This is a genomic window from Flavobacterium sp. GNP002 (assembly GCF_054343795.1).
This window is the reverse complement of the sequence record NZ_JBTGUW010000001.1, coordinates 329,014-349,178: the sequence shown is the minus strand read 5'-3', so window position 1 is coordinate 349,178 and position 20,165 is coordinate 329,014. Positions and strand designations below refer to the sequence as shown.

At 33.1% G+C, this 20,165-nt stretch carries 17 protein-coding genes; 12 read left to right on the top strand and 5 right to left on the bottom strand.

Annotated elements, in window-relative coordinates; translation table 11 throughout:
* Positions 1–67: 67 nt before the first annotated feature.
* Both ACXX80_RS01570 and ACXX80_RS01565 read right to left on the bottom strand, forming a co-directional pair.
* The gene (locus tag ACXX80_RS01570) at positions 68–2,290 is read right to left on the bottom strand and encodes a RelA/SpoT family protein (RefSeq protein ID WP_458551724.1); all 2,223 of its coding nucleotides are present in this window, start codon (positions 2,288–2,290) and stop codon (positions 68–70) included.
* A gap of 113 nt (positions 2,291–2,403) precedes the next feature.
* Positions 2,404–3,189 (bottom strand): TrmH family RNA methyltransferase, encoded by a 786-nt coding sequence (locus ACXX80_RS01565; RefSeq protein WP_458551723.1) that lies wholly within the window; start codon positions 3,187–3,189, stop codon positions 2,404–2,406.
* A gap of 209 nt (positions 3,190–3,398) precedes the next feature.
* On the opposite strand from ACXX80_RS01565, the gene ACXX80_RS01560 reads away from it, so the two are divergent.
* The 5 genes from ACXX80_RS01560 to ACXX80_RS01540 are packed head-to-tail and all read left to right on the top strand — an operon-like array spanning position 3,399 to position 8,362.
* Complete coding sequence (locus ACXX80_RS01560; RefSeq protein WP_417950342.1) at positions 3,399–4,001, top strand: trimeric intracellular cation channel family protein; 603 nt, start codon at positions 3,399–3,401, stop codon at positions 3,999–4,001.
* Between the two features lie 35 nt (positions 4,002–4,036).
* Positions 4,037–4,987, top strand: coding sequence for a GNAT family N-acetyltransferase (locus tag ACXX80_RS01555; protein WP_458551722.1), 951 nt, complete (start codon positions 4,037–4,039; stop codon positions 4,985–4,987).
* Positions 4,984–6,123: a DegT/DnrJ/EryC1/StrS family aminotransferase gene (locus ACXX80_RS01550; RefSeq protein ID WP_458551721.1), complete on the top strand. Its 1,140-nt coding sequence runs from the start codon at positions 4,984–4,986 to the stop codon at positions 6,121–6,123. Before ACXX80_RS01555 ends, ACXX80_RS01550 begins: the two co-directional genes overlap by 4 nt.
* Before the next feature lie 3 nt (positions 6,124–6,126).
* A complete protein-coding gene (locus tag ACXX80_RS01545; RefSeq protein ID WP_458551720.1) occupies positions 6,127–7,614 on the top strand; it encodes an oligosaccharide flippase family protein in 1,488 nt (495 codons plus the stop codon).
* Positions 7,607–8,362 (top strand): acyltransferase, encoded by a 756-nt coding sequence (locus ACXX80_RS01540; RefSeq protein ID WP_458551719.1) that lies wholly within the window; start codon positions 7,607–7,609, stop codon positions 8,360–8,362. Before ACXX80_RS01545 ends, ACXX80_RS01540 begins: the two co-directional genes overlap by 8 nt.
* Before the next feature lie 9 nt (positions 8,363–8,371).
* Here the strand turns inward: ACXX80_RS01540 and ACXX80_RS01535 are convergent, their stop codons facing one another.
* Positions 8,372–9,262: a glycosyltransferase gene (locus ACXX80_RS01535; protein WP_458551718.1), complete on the bottom strand. Its 891-nt coding sequence runs from the start codon at positions 9,260–9,262 to the stop codon at positions 8,372–8,374.
* Positions 9,263–9,314: 52 nt separating this feature from the next.
* Here ACXX80_RS01535 and ACXX80_RS01530 point away from each other — a divergent pair, with 52 nt between their 5' ends.
* Genes ACXX80_RS01530 through ACXX80_RS01520 form a run of 3 tightly spaced genes read left to right on the top strand, consistent with a single transcriptional unit; the run spans position 9,315 to position 11,921 of the window.
* Positions 9,315–10,412 carry a glycosyltransferase gene (locus ACXX80_RS01530; RefSeq protein ID WP_458551717.1) on the top strand — a complete coding sequence of 366 codons (1,098 nt, stop codon included), beginning with the start codon at positions 9,315–9,317 and terminating at the stop codon, positions 10,410–10,412.
* A gap of 7 nt (positions 10,413–10,419) precedes the next feature.
* Entirely contained in the window at positions 10,420–10,824 is a 405-nt protein-coding gene (locus ACXX80_RS01525; protein ID WP_458551716.1) for a sugar 3,4-ketoisomerase, read from the top strand.
* Positions 10,821–11,921 (top strand): glycosyltransferase family 4 protein, encoded by a 1,101-nt coding sequence (locus tag ACXX80_RS01520; protein WP_458551715.1) that lies wholly within the window; start codon positions 10,821–10,823, stop codon positions 11,919–11,921. Before ACXX80_RS01525 ends, ACXX80_RS01520 begins: the two co-directional genes overlap by 4 nt.
* On the opposite strand, the gene ACXX80_RS01515 is transcribed toward ACXX80_RS01520, so the two are convergent.
* The gene (locus ACXX80_RS01515) at positions 11,918–12,808 is read right to left on the bottom strand and encodes a glycosyltransferase family 2 protein (protein WP_458551714.1); all 891 of its coding nucleotides are present in this window, start codon (positions 12,806–12,808) and stop codon (positions 11,918–11,920) included. The genes ACXX80_RS01520 and ACXX80_RS01515 overlap by 4 nt on opposite strands.
* On the bottom strand, positions 12,808–13,491 hold the full coding sequence (locus ACXX80_RS01510; RefSeq protein WP_315207127.1) for a cell division ATP-binding protein FtsE: 684 nt from the start codon (positions 13,489–13,491) through the stop codon (positions 12,808–12,810). The genes ACXX80_RS01515 and ACXX80_RS01510 overlap by 1 nt, the downstream gene beginning before the upstream one ends.
* A 248-nt stretch (positions 13,492–13,739) precedes the next feature.
* Between ACXX80_RS01510 and ACXX80_RS01505 the strand changes: the two genes are divergently transcribed.
* The 4 genes from ACXX80_RS01505 (at position 13,740) to ACXX80_RS01490 (ending at position 20,125) form a co-directional block, all read left to right on the top strand.
* Positions 13,740–16,754 (top strand): tetratricopeptide repeat protein, encoded by a 3,015-nt coding sequence (locus ACXX80_RS01505; RefSeq protein ID WP_458551713.1) that lies wholly within the window; start codon positions 13,740–13,742, stop codon positions 16,752–16,754.
* Between the two features lie 81 nt (positions 16,755–16,835).
* Positions 16,836–17,699, top strand: a complete 864-nt coding sequence (locus tag ACXX80_RS01500) for a PhzF family phenazine biosynthesis protein (protein ID WP_458551712.1) — start codon at positions 16,836–16,838, stop codon at positions 17,697–17,699.
* A gap of 44 nt (positions 17,700–17,743) precedes the next feature.
* Positions 17,744–19,552, top strand: a complete 1,809-nt coding sequence (locus ACXX80_RS01495) for a porin family protein (RefSeq protein ID WP_458551711.1) — start codon at positions 17,744–17,746, stop codon at positions 19,550–19,552.
* Positions 19,553–19,675: 123 nt separating this feature from the next.
* Entirely contained in the window at positions 19,676–20,125 is a 450-nt protein-coding gene (locus ACXX80_RS01490) for a hypothetical protein (RefSeq protein WP_458551710.1), read from the top strand.
* Positions 20,126–20,165 lie beyond the last annotated feature (40 nt).

Genomic DNA, 20,165 nt, shown 5'->3' with positions numbered 1-20,165 from the left:
TTAGTTTCAAGTTTTTTAATTTCAAGTGGAGCAAATTGAGATTTGAAACTAAAAACTGGATTTTATTCTATGTTTTATAAACCCTTGTTACTTTATCGATTCCGTCAATTTTTTTGATGTTGTTGATCATTTTTTTCAAAATGGTATTGTTTTGAACAATTACTGCAACTTGACCATGAAAAATTCCTGCATCAGTACTCAAAGAAATACTCTGTATATTAACATGCATATTGTTTGAAATCACCTTTGTTAATTGATTTGTAAGTCCTAAAACATCCATTCCTGTAACGTTAATAATGGCTTTGAATTCTTCTTGTGAAGAGTCAATCCATTTGGCTGACATGATTCTGTATGCATAGTTTGATTGCATGCCAATGGCGTTTGGACAATCTTTTTTATGCACTTTTATACCTTCATTGATTGTTACAAATCCAAAAACGTCATCGCCAGGAATTGGATTACAACAAGGCGATAATTTGTAATCCAGCTTGTCGTGTTCTTTCCCAAAAACGAGCATGTCATAGTTACTGCTTATTATTGGTTTATGAATATCCTCATCTGAAGTAGTGCTAGGAGAACGTTTCATTTTATTTTTGAAAAAATTAATGAAAGTATTGCTCTTTTGCGCAGCGTAATCCTTGAGCTGTTGGTTTTCAATAGCGCCAATTCCAACTCTGTAGAATAAGTCCAGGCTTGTTTTTAGTTTGAAAAAGTTGACTAATTCATTAATCACTTGCTCGCTTAACGTGATTTTTAAATGCTTTAATTTTCGGGTCAACAGTTCTTTTCCTTCTTCGCCAATTTTCTTGGTATTCTCGTTTAAAACGTTTTTAATTTTTGTTTTCGCTCTCGAAGTAGTCACATAATCCAGCCAGTTAATGGTTGGTTTTTGATGTTGTGAAGTAATAACTTCTATTTGATCCCCACTTTTCAATTCGAAATTCAAAGGGACTAATTTTCCATTAACACGCGTTCCTCTGGTTCGAATTCCTATTTCTGAGTGAATACTGAACGCAAAATCCAGTGAAGTGGCTCCTTTAGGCAATGATTTTATTTCTCCTTTTGGAGTAAAAACAAAGATTTCTTTGGAATATAAATTCATTTTGAAATCTTCCACAAAATCTACTGCATTTGTTTCGGAATTTTCTAAGGCTTCTTTTAGTAAATTTAACCATACATCCAAACCACTTTCTTCAGTAGCACCGTTCTTATATTTATAATGTGCGGCATATCCTTTTTCGGCAATTTCATCCATACGTTCGCTTCGAACTTGTACTTCAACCCATCGCCCTTTTGGTCCCATTACTGTAATGTGCAAGGCTTCGTAACCGGTAGATTTTGGTGATGAAATCCAATCGCGTAAACGGCTTGGACTAGGTCTGTAATGATCCGTAACAATAGAATATATTTTCCAAGCAACGAATTTTTCTTCATGTGGAGTCGCTTTGTATACAATACGCAACGCAAACTTATCATACACTTCATCAAAACTCACGTTTTGCGCCTGCATTTTTCTGCGAATAGAATAGATAGATTTTGGACGTCCTTTTATAATGTATTCAACTCCTTCGGTATCTAAAGAGGCTTTCAGGACATTAGAAATATCTTCAATATAAGCATCTTGCTCTTCTTTGGTTTCTTTTATTTTACTTACAATTTCTTTATAAATAGCAGGTTCCGTGTATTTTAGTCCTAAGTCTTCCAGTTTGGTCTTTATGTTGTACAAGCCGAGTCTATGTGCCAAAGGTGCATAAATATAAAGGGTTTCTGATGCAATTTTGGTTTGTTTGTCCTCCTGCATCGATTCCATAGTCTGCATATTATGCAAACGATCGGCTAGTTTAATCAGAATTACGCGTACATCATCGTTCAACGTCAATATCATTTTACGGAAATTCTCTGCTTGCATGGAAACATTAAGATCTTTTTGTACCAATGATATTTTTGTTAATCCCTCAACGATTTGAGCCACTTTAGGATTAAACAAACGTTCTATATCTTGTATGGTAGTTGGCGTGTCTTCTACAACATCATGCAATAATGCAGCAGCGATGGATGTAGCTCCCAAACCTATTTCGGAAGCAACAATTTTTGCCACAGCAATAGGATGAAAAATATAGGCTTCGCCCGATTTTCGTCGTTGTTCTTTATGTGCTTCTACGGAAACGTCAAATGCTTTTCGGATGAGTTTTTTATCTTCTTCACTTAACGTTTGGTAGCTAATACGAAGTAATTCTTTGTATTCTTGAGCAATTGCTTTATTCTCTTTTTCTATATCAATTTCTGTCATAACGGCATGGTTCAATTCCTAAAAATAGAAATTAGTTAGGAGATATGCAAATGTATATTTGAATTTTAAACTAAAGAAACTAGAGTTTGTTTTTAAAATTGTTAATCAAAAATCTAAAATCCTCTCTGTCTTTTGGCTTCAAAAATCAAGATGGCGGCTGCAACCGAAACATTCATTGAATCGATCTCGCCCTGCATTGGAATAATAATATTTTGGGTTGCTTCTTTTCGCCATTCTTCTGTTAATCCAGTGGCTTCCGTTCCTACAACTAAAGCGGTTGGCGTCGTGTAATCCTGCGTGTGATAGGAAGTGGAGTTTTGTAAAGTCGCACAATAAAAATTGATTTTTCTTTCTTTCAAAAACGCAATAATCTCTGATGTGGTTCCGGTTGCAATTTGGTTGGTGAATAAACAGCCCACGCTGGAACGCACAATATTTGGATTGTATAAATCGCTTTTTGGATTGGCAATAATTACCGCATCAAGATTAGCAGCATCGGCAGTACGAAGTAAAGCTCCTATATTTCCGGGTTTTTCTGGTGCTTCGGCAATAAGAATCAATGGGTTTTCAGATAATTTCAAATCAGATAATTTCATTGATTTGGTTTTGGCTACAGCCAAAATGCCTTCAGTGGTATCCCGATAGGCCAGTTTTTGATAGACTTCTTTATTGATTTCTATCAGCTCGGCATTTTTATATAATTGACGCGCTTCGTTTTCCGAACAAATTTCAGGTAAAAACAAGAGCGTTTCTATTTGGTAACCGCCTTTGATGGCTATAGAAATTTCACGTTTTCCCTCAATTAAAAAGGTTCCGGATTGTTTACGTGCTTTTGCTTTTTCCTGCAATTGCACTAAAGATTTTATGTATGGATTTTGTATCGAAGTGATTTGTTTCAAGAGGTACAACTATTTAATTTATAGGAAACAAAGATACACAGAGAAAATTCAGTTTTCTATATTTGGATTCGAATATTTATCTGCTGTAATGAACCTTGATTAAATGTAGATAATATGAGTTGGTTACAAGAGTATTTTCTTTAATTTTGCCTGAATCATATGCAATTGATAGCATTCTTTTTATCCATTTTTAAATCCAAAAAAACAGCATGTTCCATTTATTAGACATCATCGGTACGATGGCTTTTGCCATGTCTGGCGCTTTGACGGCAATGAATAAAAAAATGGATCCTTTTGGTGTATTTATTATTGCATTTGTAACTGCCGTGGGCGGCGGAACCTTGCGAGACATCATGATTGGCAGGACGCCAGTAGGATGGATGTTGGATTTAAAATATGTTTATGTGATAATCATCGGATTTATACTAGCCATTATTTTTAGAAAAAAATTCGACAGATTGCGAACTTCTTTGTTTTTATTTGACACCATTGGGTTGGGAGTTTTTACTTTAATAGGTCTTGAAAAAGGAATAAACATTGGACTTCATCCAGTCATTTGTGTGGCTTTAGGAACTATGACAGCTTGTTTTGGAGGCGTTATTCGAGATATTTTGTGTACTGAAATCCCCGTTATTTTCAGAAGAGAAATTTATGCAACGATTTGTATTCTAGGCGGAATTATTTTCTTCATCCTACGAGAATTTAATTTAGAAAAGGATGTTTTATATTTAACAACCTCTCTAGTTATCATTTCGGTTCGATTGATGGCCGTGAAATTTAAATGGTATTTGCCTACTTTAGAACATAAATAAAAAATGCTTAATTTCACGAAGTCTAAAATCAAATAGTGAAAAATTATTCCGTCAAACAATACCACGAAAGCGATTATATAAATTGGAATGCCTTTATTGGTCAAGCCAAAAACGCTACCTTTTTATTTCACCGTGATTTTATGGAATATCATAAAGAGCGATTCGAGGATTTCTCCTTGATGGTTTTTGAGGATGAAAAACTGATTGCTGTTTTACCGGCAAATAAAGCTGGAGCAATAGTTTTTTCCCATCAAGGTTTGACGTATGGTGGATTAGTATATTCCGCTAAAATAAAGGGAGAAAAAGTAGAAATAATTTTGGATTCCCTTTTGTCTTTTTTTAAAGAAAATGGGTTACAATTTTTTTATTATAAACCAATTCCCTTTTTCTATTCTTCTGGCGGGAATCATGAATCCGACTTTTTTTTACTTAAAAAAGGAGCGTTTTTGGATAAAAAAGAAATGAATCTGGCTATTAATTTAGTGATGCCTTTAACGATTTCAAAAAGTAAATTAAAGCATTTCAGAAAAATTGAAGAACTCGATTTAGAAATGGTCGAAGAACAGCAATTGGAATCTTTTTGGGAATTGGTTTTAGAGCCGAGATTATTCGAGAAACATAATGCAAAACCGGTTCATACCCTACAGGAAATTACAAAGTTAAAGGAAATGTTCCCTAATAATATCAAACAGTTTTCAGTATATTATGAGGGCGTTATTATTGCTGGGATTACAGTATTCGAAACGGAAACTATAGTAAAATCGCAATATGGAGCTACTACTAAGAAAGGAGAGGAGTTGCGCGCGTTGGATTTTTTATTCATTCGATTGATACAAAAATACAAAAGCGAAGGAAAGCTTTTTTTTGATATGGGTATCGTTAATGATGACAATGAAAAAGGATATCACGCAGGACTTTTAAAACAAAAAGAAGAATTAGGATGTTCTGTTTACAGTCAGGATTTTTATAAAATGAATCTTATATGATACTATTTCTTGATTTAAAAAAAATAAACGAACCATATGAAACTGCATTTCAGGAGAAAATGAAAGCGGTTTTAGATAATGGCTGGTATATTTTAGGGAATGAAGTCAAGGAATTTGAATCTAGTTTTGCCAAGTATTGCGGTGCCAAATATTGCATCGGGACAGGAAACGGTTTTGATGCTTTAGTTTTGATTTTCAAAGGTTATATTCAGTTAGGAAAATTGCAAAAAGGGGATGAAGTTATTGTACCTGCAAATACTTATATTGCGAGTATTCTGGCTATTTTACAAGCAGATTTAATTCCTGTTTTGGTTGAGCCAAAATTAGAAACCTACAACATCAATCCCGATTTAATTTTAGAAAAAATTACTTCGAAAACCAAAGCAATTTTAGTCGTTCATCTTTATGGTCAATTGGCTGAAATGGAAGAGATAAATCAGATAGCTTTTGCAAATAATTTATTAGTTGTTGAAGATGCGGCTCAGGCTCACGGTGCAATTTTAGAAGTCAAAAGTCAAAAGTCAAAAGTCGAAAGTTTAGACACGCAGAATATAATTCCTAAAACCCAAGCCTATAGTTTTTATCCCGGAAAAAATCTTGGCGCTTTAGGAGACGCCGGTGCTGTTACAACAAATGATTCGGAGTTAGCCAAAGTCATTCAATCACTTCGCAATTATGGTTCGGAAGCAAAATATTATAATGATTATATAGGAGTAAATTCAAGATTAGATGAACTGCAAGCGGCTTTCTTAAATGTGAAATTACCGTTTTTAAATGCTGATAATGAAAAGCGGAAAACAATTGCCAAACGCTATTTGTCCGAAATAAAAAATGAAAAAATAATACTTCCAATAGTGTCATTGAGAGGAACGAAGCAATCTAATCATGTTTTTCATTTGTTTGTCATTCGAACACAAAACAGAATCGATTTGCAAGACTATTTACATCAAAATGGTATTCAAACTGTAATACATTATCCAATTCCGCCGCATAATCAAAAAGCATTATCTGACTGGAATTATTTGTCTTTTCCGATTACCCAAAAAATTCATGACGAAGTATTGAGTTTGCCTATAAGTCCTGTTTTGACAATGGATGAAGTGGGTTTCATTGTTTCAATTTTAAACAAGTATTAAATAGTGTCTGATAGCAAAACGTCATATTATCAAATTGTTAAAACCACTTCGCTTTTTGGTGGTGTACAATTTTTCACTATTCTTATTTCTATAATTCGGACCAAATTAATTGCTGTTTTCATTGGTCCAACAGGAATGGGAATTGTGACTTTATTGAATTCAGCTATAAGTGTTATAGGTGGTGTTACGAGTTTAGGGATTGAAACTAGTGGGATTAAACATGTTTCAAGCAATTACAAAAATGATGATTTAAGTAGTATAGCGACTATTGTAGCAATAGTAAAAAGGCTGGCATTATTAACGGGGATTTTAGGATGTCTTGTTACTGTTTTTCTTTCCAGTTGGCTGAGTCAGTTAACTTTTGGGAATTCAAATCATACTTTTTTGTTTGTTTTTATTTCAATTACGTTGTTGTTTAGACAATTAATGATCGGGGAATTTGTGGTTTTACAAGGTTTAAGGAGAATGAGACTTTTGGCGAAAGCCAATTTTTACGGAAATTTGTTTGGATTGCTATTCTCAATTCCATTGTATTATTACTACCGGATAGACGCTATTGTCCCTACAATTATTATTGTCTCACTTTCGTCAATGTTGTTTTCTTTCTTTTATTCGAAAAAGATAAAATTGAATAAAATTGTCATTTCTAATAAACAATTGACCAGCGAAGGAAAAAGTATCATTAAACTGGGAATTCTTTTGACACTAAGTGGTTTGTTTACTTTACTTTCAACCTATTTTATCCAAATTTATGTTGGGAAACAAGGAGGTTTAGAACAAGTAGGATTTTATAATGCAGGTTTTACGTTGTTGAATTCTTATGTTGGAATAATTTTTACGGCAATGAGTACCGATTATTTTCCAAGACTGGCTTCAATAAGTGATGAAAACGAAAAAGTCAGAACAAGTGTGGTACAGCAATCTTTCATCTCAATATTGATTATAACACCTATAATTATCTTGTTTTTAACACTAATTCCACTCATTGTAAAAATTATTTACACGCCAAAATTCATTTCGATTATTCCAATGGTTTGTTTCGGGATATTAGCCATGTTATTCAGAGCAGTTTCCTGGTCGATGGGTTATATTTTGATTGCCAAAGGAGACTCAAAAATGTTTATCAAAACGGCTTTTGGTTTTAACCTTATTTCGTTATTTTTAAATGTTTTAGGATATCATTTTTATGGATTAGAAGGGCTTGGAATTAGTTTTTTTGTCTTTTATTTGATTCATTTTTTTGGATTAAAAATAATTACTAAAAAAAGATATGGTTTTTATTTTGACTCCGATTTTTATAATATTTATGGTATTTGTTTTTTGATGTGCATGGCTACTTTTTTATTTCGATATATTCCATATACGATTATAAAATATAGTTTGATGTCAGTAATGGTAGTGATTTCAATAGTTTTTGTATTGTTTCAAATGAATAAAAAAATGGAACTGAAAGGTTTGTTTAATGCTATAATTAAAAAGAACAATGATTGAAATTTTAAAAAATAATTATAGAAAAGCAAAATCAGGTTATAAAAAATTGCAATTGTATTATGCTGTAAATTGGACTAAAACACTCTATTTTAATTTCAAAAAATTTCCTTTCAGTACCGCCAAAAAACTACCTGTGTTTTTTTATGGAACGGTAAAATTTGCCTCAATAGCCGGTAAAATAGAAATTGAAGGGAAAATTAAAAAAGGCATGATTGGTTTTGGACAGCCTTATGAAATGAATACGCTCCATAAGGGGATAGCCGAAATTAATATTTTAGGAAAAATAGTATTCAAAGGACATGTTCAATTTGGTAAAGATTATTTTATCTATGTCGGTGAGAATGGTTATTGTGAATTTGGTCACATGTCATCTTTGGGTTCTTATGCTAAATTGATTTGTATAGAACGAATTGTATTTGGTAATTATGCCCGTTTTGGTTCGGAATCCCAAATCATGGATACTAATTTTCATCAGATGATGGATACCCAAACGGGAGAAAAGTTTGAAATGACCGCTCCAATAGTGATTGGGAACTATAATTATGTAGGCAGTAGAGTTTCTGTCATGCAAAAGACCAAAACTCCGGATTACTGTACCGTTGCCTCTAATAGCTTGTGTAATAGTGATTATACTACTTCGGGTTCGAATATTTTGATAGGCGGTATTCCTGCAAAATTTATAAAAGATTCTATTTCCCGAGATTGGGAAGGGGAAAAAGATTCCTTAGATGCTTATTTAATCGTCTAGTTTATTAAGTCACGAAATTATTCTCAACTTAACTTCCAATAAAATATACTTTAATACTAATGCGAAATTAGATGTTTTATAAGCCAAAATCATCTCAAAATGGATTCGTTTTAAAAGGGCTTTATTTTCTTCTTTTGTTTTATTGAGATCAATTGCTTTTTTTAAAATTAAATAGGTGGAGTGATTTATTTTTTTTGCTCTTGAATCTTTCTTCTTGAAAAAATCGGTTCCTAAAGAGTTCGGTACAATCCTTTTCTGCATTAGGATTTCGTCGATAAAATCAAAATCATAAATTCGGGAAGCACGAATCCAAAAATCCAAATCTTCGTAAACCAGCGTTTCATCATAGCCATTTAAATGGTCAAATACCGTTTTTTTTACCATCGCCGACACTGAACAAATGCTATCTCCGCCAGAAAGAACTGATTTATAAATATCACCTGTTGTTCTCGGGGTAATTACTTTTTTAAAACTATCCACAGGGAAATAATAAGATTCAAATTCGCCTTTTTTAGTGATTAATTCAACATTTCCATATACAATTCCAAGGTTTTTGTAAGTTGTGTTTTTGAAAGCATGTATTTGTGAAGCAACACAGTTGGGAAGTAACACATCATCCGCAGCCAAGTCAATAATATATTCTCCTTTGGCTTTTTTGAGTGCTTTATTGAACGATTTTGTACTTCCTAAATTAGTTTTATTTGCCATAAATTGAATTTTAGGGAAATCAACACCCCATTTTTCAATCACTGATTTAGAATTGTCAGTACTGCAATCGTCAACAATAATTAGCTCTACAGAAGGATAATCTTGATTAATTACTGAAAACAAACTCTCTAAGACATACTTTTCCTGATTGTAACACAAGCAAATAATGGTAACCAATGGATTGTGTTGCATATTTTTTTAAAAGAGTTATATTTGATACGAAAATAACAAATCGATAATGATTTTGCCTAACAAAAAAATTAAAATTGCTTTAATTGGTTATCGATTAAGTCATGGTGGAGCCGAAAAAGTGATGGCTCTCTTGTCTCAGTTTTTTGAAAAAAAAGGAATAGAAATTCACAATATTATTGTTCTTGATGAGGTTTCCTATTCCTATTCAGGGAAATTAGTCAATTTGGGGAAAATGAAAAATGGTACCAATGGACTTTTTAATAAATGGAATCGCTTGGTATTTCTTAAAAGATATCTCGACGAAAATAATTTTGATTTTATAATTGATTTCCGATTTCGAATAAAACCTATTCAGGAATTAATAATAGCAAAATGGCTCTATAGAACTAAATCTATTTTCATGGTTCATAGTTATTTAATCGATCACTATATGCCTAATTGCTCTTTTCTTACCCGTTTTATGTATGGAGATTGTTATAAATTAGTAAGTATTACAAATGAATCCAAAGCATTAATAGAAAGAAAACACCATCTTAAGAACGTTGTCAGAATTTATAATCCAATAGATATTGATGCTATTGCAGAAAAGAGTGTGGAGTTTAATGAACTTCCTTATGATTATATTATTGGCGTAGGACAAATGGAAACAAACATCAAACAATTCGACAAATTAATAGAGGCGTATTCTAAATCTATTTTACCAAAAAGTAATATTCATTTAGTCTTATTAGGAGAAGGAGAACGAAAAATCAGACTTCAAAAGTTAGCCAAACAGAGCAATATTGATGATAAAGTACATTTTTTAGGATATCAAAATAATCCGTTCAAGTATATAAAAAAAGCTAAATTTTTCGTTTTGAGTAGTTTAAATGAAGGCTTGCCCAACGTTATTTTAGAATCACTGGCTTGCGGAACTCCAGTTGTTGCGTTTGATTGTTTGTCAGGACCAAGTGAAATGATTCAGCATCAGGAAAATGGATTGCTAGTCGAAAATCAAAATGTTGATAAACTTACGGAGGCCATGAATTTATTTATAGAAGACGAGAATTTATATCGATATTGCAAACAAAATGCACCACAAAGCGTACAGTCTTTTTCGGTTTTAGCTATTGGGCAGCAATGGTTGAACTTGATGAAAATTAGTTTATAACACAATTATGACAACATTAAAAGATATACAATTACTTAAATTACCCGTTGTAGAAGACCAGCGTGGGAATTTGGCATTTATTCAAGAGGATGTTTTGCCATTTGAATTCAAACGTGTGTATTATCTTTTTGATGTGCCCAGTAATTCCTTTAGAGGTGGTCATTCTCACATTAGTCAAAGCGAAGTGTTAATTGCTTTGAGCGGAAGTTTTGAGGTTGTTCTTCAGGATGGATTAGACAAAAAATCATTTATATTGAACAAACCAAATCTTGGATTATTGATACCAACAGGCATTTGGAGAGAATTGCAAAATTTTTCTTCCGGATCGGTTTGTTTGGTTTTGGCATCTGATGTGTTCGATGAAGAAGATTATATTCGGGATTTTGATGAATTTTTGATTTCTAAAAAATGAAACTTTTATACATTGTTCCCAATATAAATAACGAAGGCGGTGTAGCCAGAGTCCTTTCTATAAAAGCTAATTATCTGGTCGAAAAATTGGGATATGAAGTTCATATTCTGACTCAAAACAAGGGTTTTTCTCCTTTATTTTATTATTTCAATTCCAATATTATTTTTCACGATATACTATTGAAAGGTAATTTTTTTCAGTTTTTTAATTCTTTTTCCAAAGGGTTAAAAAGTAAAATTAAAGCAATTCAACCTGATATTATTGTTGTTTGTGATAATGGACTAAAAGCGTATTTAATTACTTTTATTTTAAAAAATAAAGTCCCTCTTGTGCTAGAAATGCACAGTTCTAAGTTTGTCGAGGAGAGAGAATCTGATAAAAATATTTTGACGAAAGTTGCATTTAATTGTTTTCATGCGTTAAAAAAAATAGGAATAAAGAAATACGATCGGTTTGTTGTGGAAACCAGCGAAAGCATTCCAGAATGGAATGTAAATAACACTATTGTTATCCCAAACCCTTTATGGTTTACTTCCGGAAAACCGAGTGCTTTAGAAAGTAAAAAAGTCATTGCTGTAGGACGACATACGTATGAAAAAGGTTTTGACAGAATGTTACAAATCTGGAAAAAAGTAGTTACAAAACATCCGGATTGGATATTGGAAATTTACGGAAAAGCATCAGGAAATCTCGATTTAAAATTGCTAGCCGAAAATCTAAATGTTTCGAATAATGTTGTTTTTCATAAGCCGGTTCAAGATATTGATAAAAAATATTTAGACGCTTCGTTTTATCTGATGACGTCTCGATTTGAAGGTTTTGGAATGGTTTTGATTGAGGCGATGGCTTCCGGATTGCCATGTATTGCTTATGATTGCCCGTGCGGACCAAGAGGTATTTTGTCTCAAAAAGAAGATGGTTTTTTGATTGAAAATGGAAACGAATCAGATTATGTGAAAGCAGTCGTGACTTTAATCGAAAATGTAAAATTAAGAAGAGAGATGGGGAAAAAGGCAAAATTGTCGAGCGAAAAATACCATATCGATGCTATTATGGAAACTTGGAATCAATTATTTATTGGAATGAAAAAGAATTAATTTTTATGATTTATCGAGCATAAATACCCAACTCGAAACCAATTAAAAAGAAATAAATTAGGATTCTTCCCAGTCAAATTTTGTAGTAGATATTTCTCAAAAACAGAATGTATTTTTGAAATGATAAAAGTAGATTTTGTTCTTTTTAAAAAATGATACAATTGAATCAGTCTTACAAATTCAACATCAATTTTTTCTTGTTCGTATAGCGAAATCAAATTTTCTAAAGACTCTTTGGTTTTGTTCAAATAAACCAAATTGGTATCAATGTCACCATGTTCAACAGGGTTTTCAATGTGATTAACGTTAGATTTTAAAAGACTTAACTCATACGAAAGTTGGGTGTCATCATGACCGTATTTCTTTCTGTTGGTGTCAAATTTTACTTTGTTGAAACAGCCCTTTTTGATTACAGTATTATTAAAAAGTAATGATTGATATGGCTTTTTCTTTCGGTTTGCTGCAGATTTGTCCTCAATAAATCGTCCGTATTTCCAACGTAGTTTTTGATTTTCGGAAGGACATTTTTCAGGATGCAACCTTCCGCCATAAACAACATCAAAATCCTGAAGATTGTCAATGTATTTTTTTATAAAATTGTCATGAATAATAATAGAGTCGCCGTCGATGAAAAGCAAGTAATCAAATTTTGCTTGTTCGGCAAGAGAATTTCTGTTTTCACGATGTGCCAGATTTTCTTTTAAAGAGACAAAACTGCAATTTGATACTGCATTCACATTTTCATTTGATGCATTCAAACTAGATTGAGAAGCGTCGTCTTGACATAGAATTTCAAAATGTATTCCGCAATCTATACATTGTTTGTGCAGCTCTAAAACAAGCGGATAAACATTGTAATTGTATATAGGAACTAGAATGGAAAGCATTATGCCGTTCTCTGAACCACTTCAAAGATTTTTGCATCTTCGCATTTCAATGTTTTTGAAGGGAATTTCATTAGCAACGCATAATCGTGTGTTGCCATAATAATGGTTTTTCCGTTAGCATTGATTTTCTTTAAGACTTCTAAAACTTCGGCGCTCGTTTGTGGATCTAAATTTCCTGTTGGTTCATCAGCAAGGATTAATTCCGGGTCGTTAAGCAAAGCTCTGGCGATAGCCACACGCTGCTGTTCTCCTCCAGAAAGTTGATGTGGCATTTTTTTGCCAAAATCCCTCATTCCCACTTTATTCAAAACTTCGTCAATCTTATTTTGCATTTCTACGTTGTCTGTCCAGCCAGTTGCTTTAAGTACAAACAACATATTGTCATATACAGTACGGTCCGGTAGTAATTTGAAATCTTGAAAAACGATTCCAATCTTTCTTCTCAAAAACGGAATGTCATCTTCTTTTAAAGTGGCTAAATCAAAATCTACTATATGACCTTCACCTTCCGTTAAAGGTAAATCAGCATATAAAGTTTTCATTAAACTACTTTTTCCGGAACCTGTTTTTCCAATAATATAAAGGAATTCACCGTGTTTTACCTCCAAGTCTACTTGGGATAAAATAGATTTACCTTCTTGATAAATGTTTACATTTTTTAGAGACAGTACGGATTGTGACATAATTTGCATTTGTTTATTGGGTAAAAGTAATAAGATAACGGTTCTATTCAAAATAAATTCTATTCAATTAGATAGAATTGTGATAATTATAAATAATATGCGAAAGTAGCGGAGTTTACAGGGATGAATAGTACAGCAATGAAAGTTAAATTCTGCAGTGTTAAAAAAAATGTTCATAATAAAAGCCAATAACGATTCGTTATAGACTTCAGAATATGATACATTTGAATTATTAAAATAAAATCACAATGCGTAAAATTTCTTGGCTCTTCTTTATTCCAATTTTCATTATAACGGCCACTGTTTCGGCACAAAAATCATCCATATACACGCACGATTCGAAAGATTTCAATAAAGCGGTTTCTTTATTTAAAGATGCGCAATATGCATCGGCGCAACTAATTTTTAATAAAGTAAAGGAAACAGCCACTACTGAAGAGCTAAAATCTGATTGTGCATATTATGCGGCTAATTGCGCCATTCGAACCAATCAATCCAATGCGGATGAATTGATGGAGCAATTTGTTTCGGATTTTCCTACCAGCGTAAAACAAAACCAAGCGTACATCGAAGTAGCACATTATCATTTTAACCAAGGGAATTATCCACAAGCGTTACAATGGTTTGATAAAGTAGACGAAAGCAGCTTAAGCAGAAGCGATCAAGATAAATTTAACTTCCAGAAAGGCTATAGTTTTTTTAATGCCAAAAAGAAAAAGGAAGCTACAGTCTATTTGAATAAAGTGGTAAACTCAGCTGAGTATGGTTCTCAAGCCAAATATTATTTAGGGTTTATGGCGTATGAAGGCGATGATTACAAGCAAGCTACAAAGTATTTTGATGAAGTTTCTGGGGAAGAAAAGTACAAAGAAAAGCTTTCGTATTATCAGGCTGATATGAATTTTAAACTTGGAAATTTCCAAAAAGCAATTGATTTAGGTCAGAAAGCAATGGCTAAATCAACTCCTTTGGAAAAATCAGAACTGAATAAAATCATTGGCGAAAGCTACTTCAATTTAAAACAATATGATAAAGCAATTCCATTTTTAGTAGATTATAAAGGAAAAAAAGGAAAATGGAATAATACGGATTTTTACCAATTAGGATATGCGTATTACAAACAAAAAGACTACGAAAACGCGATTTCTCAGTTCAATAAAATCATTGGCGGGAAAGATTTCGTAGCGCAAAATGCCTATTATCATTTGGGAGAAAGTTACCTGAATACGGATAAAAAGCAACAGGCTTTGAACGCTTTCAAAAATGCTTCGGAAATGGAGTTTGATGTAGCAATTCAAGAAGATGCGAGTTTAAATTATGCGAAACTAAGTTATGAATTAGGGAATTCGTATCAAAGTGTACCAGCAGTTTTACAAGCTTTCTTGAAAAAATATCCAGATAATGCAAGCCGTTCTGAGGTGGAGAAATTACTAATAGATTCTTATATTTCTTCTAAAAACTACAAAGAAGCCTTAGTTTTATTGGAAAAAAATAAATCGCCAGAAAATAAATTAGCGTACCAAAAAGTGCTTTTTTATAGAGGTTTAGAATTGTATACCGATGGGAATCATCCGGAAGCACTGAAAATGTTTACGAAATCAATAGGGGAACAAAAAGACCCTGCTTTTACGGCTCGTGCTATGTTCTGGCAAGGAGAAACTGAATATGTTTTGAATGATTTTAAAGACGCTTTATTAAGTTTCAAGCAGTTCATTGGTTCAAACCAAGCAGCGGCAACACCGGAATTTAAAAACAGTAATTATAATATTGCGTACACGTATTTCAAATTGAAAGAATACGATCAAGCAGGAGATTATTTCCAAAAACAAATTGAAAAAGCGCCTACTGATAAAGTGCGTTTGAATGATTCGTATTTACGTTTAGCAGATTGTCGTTTTGTGACTTCAAAATACGGCCCCGCAATGGATGCGTACACTAAAGTGATCGAATCTAAAAGTGTTGATGCGGATTATGCCTATTTCCAAAAAGCAATTTCTTATGGATTTATGGCTAAAAACGACAAGAAAATTGATGAGCTAAATGCTTTTTTACAATTGTATCCAAAATCAGAATATAGAGACGATGCGCTTTTTGAATTGGCAAATACTTACGTTGCTGAGAATAAAAATGACCTTGCCGTAAAAACCTATGACCGATTAAATACTGAATTCAAAAAAAGTTCTTTCACTTCCAGATCTATTTTACGTCAGGGATTGGTTTATTACAATACGGACAAAGATGATCAGGCATTGTTGAAATTTAAAAAAGTAGCTGCAGATTTTCCTCGAACTCCGGAGGCTTTAGAAGCGGTAGCAACCGCTCGATTGATTTATGTGGACAATGGAAGAGTAGACGAATATGCAACTTGGGTTCGTACATTGGATTTTGTAGCTGTTACGGATGCGGAATTGGATAATGATACCTATGAAGCTGCTGAAAAACAATTTCAACAAAATAACACCAAGCAGGCAATAGCAGGATTTAGCGGCTATGTAAGTCAGTTTCCTAGAGGAATTCATGCTTTGCAGGCTAATTATTATCTGGCTCAATTGTATTATTCTGAAGGATCAGAGAGCAAATCTATTCCTAATTACGAGTATGTAATTGCGCAATCCAGAAGTGAATTTACTGAACAATCGTTGTCGCGATTGGCTCAAATTTTCCTTAAAAACAAAGAGTACGAGAAAGCAATTCCGGTTTTATCTCGTTTAGAGAACGAAGCGGATATTTCTCAGAATAAAACTTTTGCACAATCTAATTTGATGAAATCGTACTATGACAAAAAAGATTATCCAAATTCGGTTATATATGCTGAGAAGGTTTTAATGAATCCTAAAACGGATGATAATGTAAAAAGTGATGCGCAAATCATCATTGCACGTGCGGCAATTGAAACCGGTGATGAAGAGAAAGCAAAAGTTGCTTACACAAAATTAATGACGATTGCCAAAGGAGAATTAGCAGCCGAAGCCTTGTATTATGATGCTTATTTCAAAAACAAAGAGGAAAAGTTTGAAGCTTCAAATGTTGCAGTTCAAAAATTAGCGAAGAATTATTCTAGCTATAAATATTTTGGAGCCAAAGGATTAGTGCTAATGGCCAAAAACTTTTACGGACTGAAAGACAGTTATCAGGCAACCTATATTTTAGAAAATGTAATTCAAAATTTCACTGATTTTCCAGATGTGGTTTCAGATGCACAAACAGAATTGAACGCTATTAAAGCCGAAGAATCTAAAACTAACTCATCGATAACAAAATAAAAATCAAGGTTTGAAAGTTGGAAAATAGCTTAAATCAAGCGTAAAATTTTTAAAATAATTGAAAGCCAAAAAACAAAGAGAATGAATCTACCTTTTTATATAGTTGATGTTTTTACAGAGAAAAAATATGCAGGCAATCAATTGGCTGTTTTTTTAGAGGCTGAAGCCTTAAGTGCCGAAGAGATGCAAAAAATTGCCCGTGAAATTAACTTTGCGGAAAGTACATTCATTACGAAGCTTAGCCCTGAAAGTAATACAGCAGAAATCAGAATTTTTACACCTGAGCACGAAATGAAGTTTGCGGGTCATCCTATTATTGGTACATCTTGGGTTTTGATGAATAAAATATTTGGAAATCAACCGCGAAATATAACTTTAAACGTCCCAATAGGTGAAATTCCCGTTAATCAATCAGGCGATTTAGTATGGTTACAGGCTGCTCAACCCCAGTTTTTGGATACTTTTTCTGCAGAGGGTTTTTTATCCTTCAGTAATCTAAGCAGTGCTGATTTTGATGATGAATTTTCCATTCAGGAAGTGACCACAGGAAGCGCGTTTGTAATTGTTCCCCTCAAAAACAAAAAAGCATTAGAGAATTTAATTCTTGACAAGGATAAAATGAACGAATGGTTGCAGGTAAACTGTAAAACCAATCATAGAGCATTATATTTTTATTGTTTAGAAGATGCAAAACTCATTAGCAGAATGCTATGTGTTGAAAACAATCAACTTATTGAAGATGCCGCTACGGGAAGTGCCAGCACTTGTTTACAGGCTTTTCTTTTAAAATATTATTCACCAGAAATTAAAATTGTCAATCATCAAGGAGATTTTATAAACAGAGCTTCCCAGATTTACTTTGATGGAAAATTAACTGAAAATCATTTTGATATAAAAATAGGAGGAGAAACGCAATTCATTGCAAAAGGCGAATGGGAAGTTTAAAATAAGAGTAGAAGCATTAGAAATAAGAAGTAAAAAAATAAAACATGACATTTAAACAATTAAACATAAAATCATTTACAAATAGGGCAGCAACGTTTTCGGCTCCTTTCCTTTCGGGGAGAGTTGGGTTGGGGGTTTTATTCTTCTTTGTATTCCAATCTTCGTTTGCACAAAAGAAAGAGCAAATAGGAACCGAAACGGTAAATGTTGTTAAACCTTATACGCCAAAAATTTCCGATGCTTTTAAAGTAAAAGAAATTCCAGAACTGGATGACGAAGGAAATGCTAAAAAAGAAAACATAAAATACACGATTTTCTCTTTTCCTGTAGCATCTACTTTTACACCATCCAAAGGAAAAGTTGAAGGTGTAGAAAAAGAAAAACAAGCACATTTATTTAAAAATTACGCCACTTTTGGTGTTGGTAATTACGGAACCTTTATTGGTGAGTTATTCGTAAATCATGATATTAATAACACAGATTATGTTGGTGGAATGTTCCGTCATCATTCGTCTGAAGGCGGAATTCAAAATGTAGCATTAGAAGATGGTTTTTACGATACATCGCTGGACTTGATGTATGGTTCCAATCAAAAAGACGTGTCTTGGAATCTTGATTTAGGGTATCAAAACCAAATTTATAATTGGTACGGATTGCCAGAAAATTTTGGAAGTACTTTGACACCTCAAGACAGAGTGACTTTAATTAACGGAATTAATCCACAGCAAACTTACGGTACGATATCATTAGGCGGAAATGTAGCATTTAATGAAAGTATTTTAAACAAAGCAAGTCTTAAATACAATCATTTTTCGGATGCTTCCGGATCTTCTGAAAATCGATTTTATGCAAAGCCAACAGTTGAATTTGATGTAATGGAAAGTGCTGTAAAAACAAATATAATTGTCGATTATGTTGGTGGTAGTTTTAAGAAAAATTATTCAAATACGAATACTGAGCGTGTGAAATATGGTTTTACAAATTTTGGAATTGCTCCTAGTTTTGTAATGCAAGAAGATGATTGGACGTTGAATATCGGAGCTGGATTGTTTTATAGCTTGGATAATGTAAACAGCAATAATAAATTTTTAGTGTATCCGCAATTCAATGCTTCGTATAAAGTGGTTGGCGATTTGATGATTTTCTATGCTGGTGCCGAAGGAAATTTGGAACAAAACTCCTATATGGATTTTGTGAATGAAAATCCGTTTTTATCACCAACATTAAATATTGCACCAACAGACAAGCAGTATGATATTTTTGCCGGATTAAAAGGGAAATTGACTAATAATGTGAGTTATAATGTTAAAGCTTCGTATGCAAACGAAAGAAATAAAGCCTTGTTTAGAAGCAATGATTATAATGAAAATACGAGTAATGATGATTATGCGTATGGAAACTCTTTTCAAGTAGTGTATGACGATATGAAAACATTGAGTTTTTACGGAGAATTAAAAGCTGATTTTTCTGAAGATGTAACTTTTGGGATCAACGGAACTTTCAGTAGTTATACTAATGATTTTCAACAAGAGGCTTGGAATTTGCCAACAATTAAATTGAATTCAAATCTTGATTTTAATATAACAGAGAAATGGTTCGCTGGTGCAAATGTGTTCTACGTGGGCGAGCGAAAAGATTTTCAGATAAATACGGCCTTTTCGGCAAATGCTGCTCCTGTAACTTTAAAATCTTATTTTGATGTAAATGCAAATGTTGGATTCAAATACAGCGACCGATTGACTGCTTTTGCAAGTGCCAATAATATCACTAATAATGCCTACCAAAAATGGTTGAATTACCCAGTTCAGGGATTTCAAGTGATTTTAGGAGTAAATTATAAATTTGATTTTTAAATCCCCACCCCAGCTCTCCCCAAAGGAGAGGGAGCCGAAACGGAAAACAATCTTCGCTTTTTTTATTAAAAAAAATGAAAGCCTGAGAGGGTTCAAAACTATGTCAGGCTTGTAATTCTAATTATGACTTTCAAACAAAAAATACATACCCATTATTTACAATTAGTTCAGGATCGAATCGATGTTTTCAAAGACATGATTGTGGCGCTTACCGAAGATTCTAAGAACGATGCCAAAGGTTCTGCTGGAGACAAACATGAAACCGCTTTGTCAATGATGCACATTGAACAGGAAAAACTCAATCGTAAATTGAGAGAAGTACTGGATCAAAAAACAGTTTTGGATAAAATTGATGCTGCTACTATTGCCGAAACAATTATTTTGGGGAGCTTGGTAAAAGCGAACGGAATCTATTTGTATCTGAGTGTGGCGCTTCCAAAAATCAATGTCGAGGGAATCAATATTATCGCATTATCACCACAATCTCCTTTGGGAAATAAACTCATGGGAAATCAAGAAGGTTTTACTTTTGAGATTAACAGTACGAAGTATTTGGTAGAGACTATTGAATAAAATCCGTTATAATGCGTCCCGAAACTTCGGAAGTTGCATC